The organism is Umezawaea sp. (genome assembly GCF_036375055.1).
GTDB lineage: Bacteria > Actinomycetota > Actinomycetes > Mycobacteriales > Pseudonocardiaceae > Umezawaea.
On sequence record NZ_DASUSQ010000003.1, the window covers coordinates 46,392 to 52,933 of the forward strand.

Genomic DNA, 6,542 nt, shown 5'->3' on the forward strand with positions numbered 1-6,542 from the left:
GGCCGGGCCCCGCCACCACCGGCGGGGCCCGCTCGCGTTTCCGGGGCGGCGGAACGAAGTCCTCGCCGTGATCGCCGTGACCGGTATGCTCCCCCGACCGCCTCGACCGACCGGATGGGATCACGCACCATGACGCACGCGGCCCTCCTGGTGTGCCCGACGTCCGGCAAGGGCCGGGCCGCGCGGATGGCGGGCACGGTCGCCGCGAGCCTGCGCGAGGCCGTGGACCGGCTGGACCTCCACGTCGGCTACAGCGCCGCGGACACCGCCCGGCTGGCCCGCAAGGCCGTGGCCGACGGCGTCGACGTGCTGGTGGTGCTGGGCGGCGACGGCGGGGCGCACCTGGGCGTGCAGGCGTGCGCCGAGAGCGGCACGGCGCTGGCCGTGGTCCCTGCGGGCACCGGCAACGACCTCGCGGCGGTCCTCGGCACGACCGGGGTCGCCGACGTGGTCTCCCGGCTGCGGTCGGGGGAGCGCAGGCGACTGGACCTCGGCCTCGCCTCGAACGGCACGTGGTTCGCGACGGTGCTGTGCGCCGGGTTCGACTCGGCGGTCAACGAGCGCGCGAACGCCATGCGCTGGCCAGCCGGTCCCCGGCGCTACGACCTGGCGATCCTCGCCGAACTGGCGGCGCTGCGGGCGCTGCCGCTGGTCGTGGAGACCGAGCACGGCGTGGAGGAGGTGGACGCCACGCTCGTCGCGGTCGGCAACACGCCCAACTACGGCGGGGGCATCCCGATCTGCCCCGGTGCCGACCCGGCGGACGGCCTGTTCGACGTCACCGTGGTCACCGGGGTGAGCCGCACGGCCCTGGTGCGGATGCTGCCGACCCTGCGGACCGGCGGCCACGTGGAGCACGTGGCCGTGCGGACGCTCCGCGCTAGATCGGTCCGCCTCGCGGGTGACAACGGCTGGGTCGGGTACGCCGACGGCGAACGCGTCGAGGCCCTGCCGCTGACCGTCGAGTGCCGTCCGGGTGCGCTGTCCGTGGTGTCCGCCTAGGCCTGTCGGCCGATTTCCTTCTCGTGCGGTCTCCGTTACGGTCTGTGTCTGGGAACGCTCCCAGAACTCTAAGGAGTCACCGTGCCAAGGTTGTCGCGCGTGCTCGCCGCCCTGCTCGCCGGGGTGTCCGTCGGAGCGCTGGTGCTGGTGGGCGGCAACTCGGCCGCCGCGGCGCCCGCGTGCGTCGTCACCTACGAGCCGAACCAGTGGCAGGGCGGGTTCACCGCGAACGTCGGCGTCACCAACAACGGTGCCCCGGTCACGTCGTGGACGGTGACCTGGACCTACGCCGGCAGCCAGCAGGTCACCTCCGGCTGGAACGCCGACGTCCGCCAGACCGGCAAGCAGGTCACGGCGAAGAACGTCGCCCACAACGGCGCGCTCGCCACGGGTGGCAGCACGCAGTTCGGTTTCCAGGCCACGTTCTCGGGGACCAACGACGCGCCGGTCGACTTCGCGCTCAACGGCGTCGCCTGCAACGACCGGCCGCCGACGACCACCACCACGACGACCACGACGACGACCACCACCCCGCCCCAGCCCGGCACCTGCCCGACGGGCGCGGTGTGCGACGACTTCGAGCGGCAGACCGGCACGTCGCCCGGCGGGCTGTGGACCGTGGGCGCGGCCAACTGCACCGGCACGGGCACGGTCTCGGTGGACACCGCGGTGGCGCACGGCGGGTCCCGCTCGGTCCGCGTGGACGGCAAGGCGGGCTACTGCAACCACGTGTTCTTCGGCACCTCCGTCACCACCTCCGGGGTCCTGCGCGTCCGCTACTACCTGCGGCACACCACGGCGCTGCCCATGAGCCACGTGACGACGGCCGCGCTGAAGGACTCCGCCGACAACGGGCGCGACCTCCGGTTCGGCGGGCAGAACCAGGCGCTCCAGTGGAACCGCGAGTCCGACGACGCCACCCTGCCCGCGCAGAGCCCCGCCGGGGTGGCGCAGAGCGCGCCGCTGCCCGTGGACCGGTGGAACTGCGTGGAGTTCGAGGTCGACCGCGCGGGCGGGCTCCGCACGTGGCTCGACTCGCGCGAGATCGCGGGTCTGGTGGTGGACGGCGTGCCCACGCCCGACGTCGACCAGCAGTGGCTCGCCCGCTCCGGCTGGCGTCCGGCGCCGGTCGACCTGCGGCTGGGCTGGGAGAGCTACGGCGAGGGCGCCGACACCCTCTGGTTCGACGACGTGGTGATCAGCGGGTCCCCGATCGGCTGCTGAGCACGGTCACCCGGACGGCGTGGGGCGCAGCCCCGCGACGAGGGTCGCGACCATCCGCCGCGCGTCGTAGCGGGAGCTCTTGCCCGACCCCGCGCACAGGCTGCCGATCCCGAGCATCAGCTCGTGGGCGTCCTGCCCGGAGCGGACCTCGCCCGACGCCGCCGCCGCGTCGAGCAGCCTGCCGCACACGGGCACGAGCCGGTCGAGGAAGTACGAGTGCAGGGGGTCGAAGCAGGGGTCGTCGGACTGGAGCACGACGGCGAGCCCCTGCTTGGTCACCACGAAGTCGACGAACAGGTCGGCCCACCGCTCCAGCGCGGCGTACGGGCTCGGGCCCTCCGCCAGCAGCGCGGGTTCGGCCTCCACCAGTGATTCGACCTGGTGCCGGTAGACCGCGACGATGAGGTCCGCCCGCGTGGGGAAGTGGCGGTAGATCGTCGCCGTCCCCACGCCCGCCTCCGCCGCGATGGCCCTGATGGGCGCCTCCACGCCGGAGGTCACGAAGACCGCCGCCGCGGCGGCGAGCAGGTTCTCCTCGTTGCGCCGCGCGTCCGCGCGCTTGGTCGTCACACCCGTCCTCCTTGCTAACCGGGACAGTGTCCCATATCTTAAGCGGGACAGTGTCCCGTTTATGGCTGGAGAGAACCTTGACAACATACGTGCTGGTACACGGCGCCTGGCACAGCGGACGGGCCTGGGACAGGGTGGTCCCGCTGCTCGAATCGGCAGGCCACCGGGTGTACGCGCCCTCGCTGACCGGCTACGGCGACAAGGCCCACCTGCTCGGCCCCGAGGTGGGGCTCGACACCCACGTCGACGACGTCGTCGGGCTCATCACCGGCGAGGACCTCACCGACGTGGTGCTCGTGGGCCACAGCTACGCCGGGCTGGTCGTCTCCTCCGCCGCCAACCGGGTCCCGGACCGGATCGGACGCCTGGTGTACCTCGACGCGATGGTCCCCGAGCACGGCGAGACCGCCGCCGACGTCATGCCGATGAGCCGGTTCCTGATCGACCTGGCGCTGGGGTCCGAGAGCGGCTGGCGGGTCCCGCCGCTCCCCGAGACGCCCGATGGCCTGTTCGGGGTCACCGACCCGGACGACCTCGCCTGGCTGCGCTCGATGCTCTCGGACCAGCCGGTGCTCTGCCTCCAGCAGCCCGTCCACCTGGACGACCCGGCCGTGGCGGCGATCCCGCGCGCGCACGTCCACTGCACGGTCGGCAGGCCGGAGGGCTTCGAACACCGCCCCGTTCCGGCGGGGGAGGAGGTGTACGAGCTGGCCACCGGCCACGACTGCATGATCACCACGCCGGGCGAGCTGGCCGGACTGCTGCTCAAACTGGCCTGAGACGCCGAAGGGCCCTCGGGGACGCCGTTGTCCCCGAGGGCCCTCCAGGCACCGATCGTCAGGCGATCGGGCGGTCGGTCGGCTCGATGGGGCGGGGGAGCAGGTCGCGGCCGGTCAGGTACGCGTCGACGCCCGCGGCGGCCGAGCGGCCCTCCGCGATGGCCCACACGATCAGCGACTGGCCACGGCCCATGTCACCCGCGACGAACACGCCGTCGACGGTCGTGGCGAAGGAGCGGTCGCGGACGACGTTGCCGCGCGCGTCCAGCTCGACGCCCAGGTCCTCGACCAGACCCGCCTTCTCCGGTCCGAGGAAGCCCATGGCCAGGGTCACGAGCTGGGCCGGGATGACCCGCTCGGTGCCCTCGACCGGGACGAACTTCCCGGCCTCGAAGGCGACCTCGACCAGCTTGAGCGACTGGACGGCACCGTCCTCGTCGCCCTGGAACTCCACCGTGGACACCGCGTAGACCCGCTCGCCGCCCTCCTCGTGGGCGGAGGACACCCGGTAGACCATCGAGTACGTGGGCCACGGGTTGTTCGCGGCCCGCACCTCCGGCGGCCTCGGCATGATCTCCAGCTGGGTCACCGACGCCGCGCCCTGCCGGTGCGCGGTGCCGACGCAGTCCGCGCCGGTGTCACCGCCGCCGATCACGACGACGTGCTTGCCCTCGGCGTGGATCGGCGACCGGTCCAGGTCGCCGCGCGCCACCCGGTTCGCGGGCGGCAGGTACTCCATCGCCTGGTGCACGCCCTTGAGCGAACGGCCGGGGATCGGCAGGTCGCGCCACGCCGTGGCGCCGCCCGCCAGCACGACGGCGTCGTAGGAGGCCCGCAGCTCCTCGACTGTGACGTCTACCCCGACGTTGACCGACACCCGGAACTCGGTGCCCTCGGCCCGCATCTGGTCCAGCCGCCGGTCCAGCCGCCACTTCTCCATCTTGAACTCGGGGATGCCGTAGCGCAGCAGCCCGCCGATCGCGTCGGCCCGCTCCAGCACCACGACGTCGTGGCCCGCGCGGGTCAACTGCTGCGCGGCGGCCAGCCCCGCGGGCCCGGAACCCACCACGGCGACCTTCTTGCCGGTGCGGACCTCCGGCACCTGCGGGGTGACCCACCCCTCGTCCCACGCCCTGTCGATGATCGAGATCTCGACGCGCTTGATGGTCACCGGATCGTCGTTGATGCCGAGGACGCACGCGGTCTCGCAGGGGGCGGGGCACAGCGTCCCGGTGAACTCCGGGAAGTTGTTCGTGGCGTGCAGGCGCTCACTGGCGTCGCGCCAGTCCTGCCGCCACACCAGCGTGTTCCACTCCGGGATGAGGTTGCCCAGCGGGCAGCCCTGGTGGCAGAACGGGACGCCGCAGTCCATGCAGCGCCCGGCCTGCTTCTCCAGCCGCTGCCCCTCGAACTCCTCGTAGACCTCGCGCCAGTCCTTCAGGCGCAGGAACACCGGCCGGGTGGTCGGCACCTCGCGCTCGGTGGTGAGAAAACCCCTCGGGTCAGCCATGAGCGGCCTCCATGATCGCCTCGTTGACGTCGCGGCCGTCGCGCTCGGCCTGAGCCTGCGCCGCCAACACCCGCTTGAAGTCCTTCGGCATGACCTTCGTGAACCGCTCCGCGGCCACGTCCCAGTCCGCCAGCACACCGCGCGCCACGGCGGAGTCCGTCTCCGCGTAGTGGCGCTCGACGACGTCGTGCAGGAACTCGCGCTCGTCGTCGGTGAGCGGGTCGAGGTCGACCATCTCCGGGTTGACCCGCTGCGGTTGCAGGTCGAGCACGTAGGCGATGCCGCCGGACATGCCCGCCGCGAAGTTGCGGCCGGTCTGCCCGAGCACGACCACCCGGCCGCCGGTCATGTACTCGCAGCCGTGGTCGCCCACGCCCTCCACGACGGCCAGCGCCCCGGAGTTGCGGACGCAGAAGCGCTCGCCGACCCGGCCGCGCAGGAAGATCTCGCCGCCGGTCGCGCCGTAGCCGATCACGTTGCCCGCGATGGTGTTGTGCTCCGCGACGAACTGCGCGTCGGCCACCGGCCGGATGGTGATCCGGCCGCCGGACAGGCCCTTGCCGACGTAGTCGTTCGCGTCGCCGACCATCTCGAGCGTGATGCCGCGCGGCAGGAACGCGCCGAGCGACTGGCCGGCCGACCCACCGAAGGTGAGGTCGATCGTGCCGTCGGGCAGCCCCTCGCCGCCGAAGCGGCGGGTGACCATCGAGCCCAGCATCGTGCCGACGGTCCGGTTGACGTTGCGCACCGGCAGCTCGAGGTTGACCGGCCGCGCGTCGAGCAGTGCCCCCTCGCACAGCTGGATCAGCGTCTGGTCCAGCGCGACGTCGAGTCCGTGGTCCTGGTCCCGGATGCGCCGCCGTGCCGCGCCCTCCGGCAGCTGCGGCACGTGCAGCACCGGTCCGAGGTCGAGGCCGCGCGCCTTCCAGTGGTGCACCGCGGGCACGACGTCGAGCATCTCGGCGTGGCCGATCGCGTCGTCGAGCGAGCGGAAGCCCAGCTCGGCGAGGTAGCCGCGGACCTCCTCGGCGAGAAAGACGAAGAAGTTCTCCACGAACTCGGGCTTGCCCGTGTACCGCTCGCGCAGCGCCGGGTTTTGCGTCGCGATGCCGACCGGACACGTGTCGAGGTGGCAGACCCGCATCATGATGCAGCCGGAGACGATGAGCGGGGCGGTGGCGAAGCCGTACTCCTCGGCGCCGAGCAGGGCCGCGATGACGACGTCCCGGCCGGTCTTCATCTGGCCGTCGGCCTGCACGACGATGCGGTCACGCAGCCCGTTGACGAGCAGCGTCTGCTGCGTCTCGGCCAGCCCCAGCTCCCACGGCCCGCCGGCGTGCTTGATCGAGCTCAGTGGCGAGGCGCCGGTGCCGCCGTCGTGCCCGGAGATGAGCACCACGTCGGAGTGCGCCTTGGCCACCCCCGCGGCCACCGTCCCGACGCCGACCTCGCTCACC

The 6,542-nt window shown here is 72.7% G+C and carries 6 protein-coding genes; 3 read left to right on the top strand and 3 right to left on the bottom strand.

From position 1 onward, the window contains the following. The first annotated feature begins 129 nt into the window (after positions 1-129). On the top strand, positions 130-1,002 hold the full coding sequence (locus VFZ92_RS00810; protein ID WP_330873676.1) for a diacylglycerol/lipid kinase family protein: 873 nt from the start codon (positions 130-132) through the stop codon (positions 1,000-1,002). 81 nt (positions 1,003-1,083) lie between these two features. After that, complete coding sequence (locus tag VFZ92_RS00815; RefSeq protein ID WP_330873677.1) at positions 1,084-2,226, top strand: cellulose-binding domain-containing protein; 1,143 nt, start codon at positions 1,084-1,086, stop codon at positions 2,224-2,226. A 6-nt stretch (positions 2,227-2,232) separates the two neighbouring features. Here VFZ92_RS00815 and VFZ92_RS00820 read toward each other — a convergent pair whose 3' ends face one another. Continuing rightward, positions 2,233-2,796, bottom strand: coding sequence for a TetR/AcrR family transcriptional regulator (locus VFZ92_RS00820; RefSeq protein ID WP_330873678.1), 564 nt, complete (start codon positions 2,794-2,796; stop codon positions 2,233-2,235). Between the two features lie 77 nt (positions 2,797-2,873). On the opposite strand from VFZ92_RS00820, the gene VFZ92_RS00825 reads away from it, so the two are divergent. Then, on the top strand, positions 2,874-3,575 hold the full coding sequence (locus tag VFZ92_RS00825; protein WP_330873679.1) for an alpha/beta fold hydrolase: 702 nt from the start codon (positions 2,874-2,876) through the stop codon (positions 3,573-3,575). A gap of 58 nt (positions 3,576-3,633) precedes the next feature. Here the strand turns inward: VFZ92_RS00825 and VFZ92_RS00830 are convergent, their stop codons facing one another. Continuing rightward, on the bottom strand, positions 3,634-5,085 hold the full coding sequence (locus VFZ92_RS00830) for a glutamate synthase subunit beta (protein WP_330873680.1): 1,452 nt from the start codon (positions 5,083-5,085) through the stop codon (positions 3,634-3,636). Then, the coding region (locus tag VFZ92_RS00835) for a glutamate synthase-related protein (RefSeq protein ID WP_330873681.1) at positions 5,078-6,542 on the bottom strand (1,465 nt) is incomplete at its 5' end. The genes VFZ92_RS00830 and VFZ92_RS00835, both read right to left, overlap by 8 nt.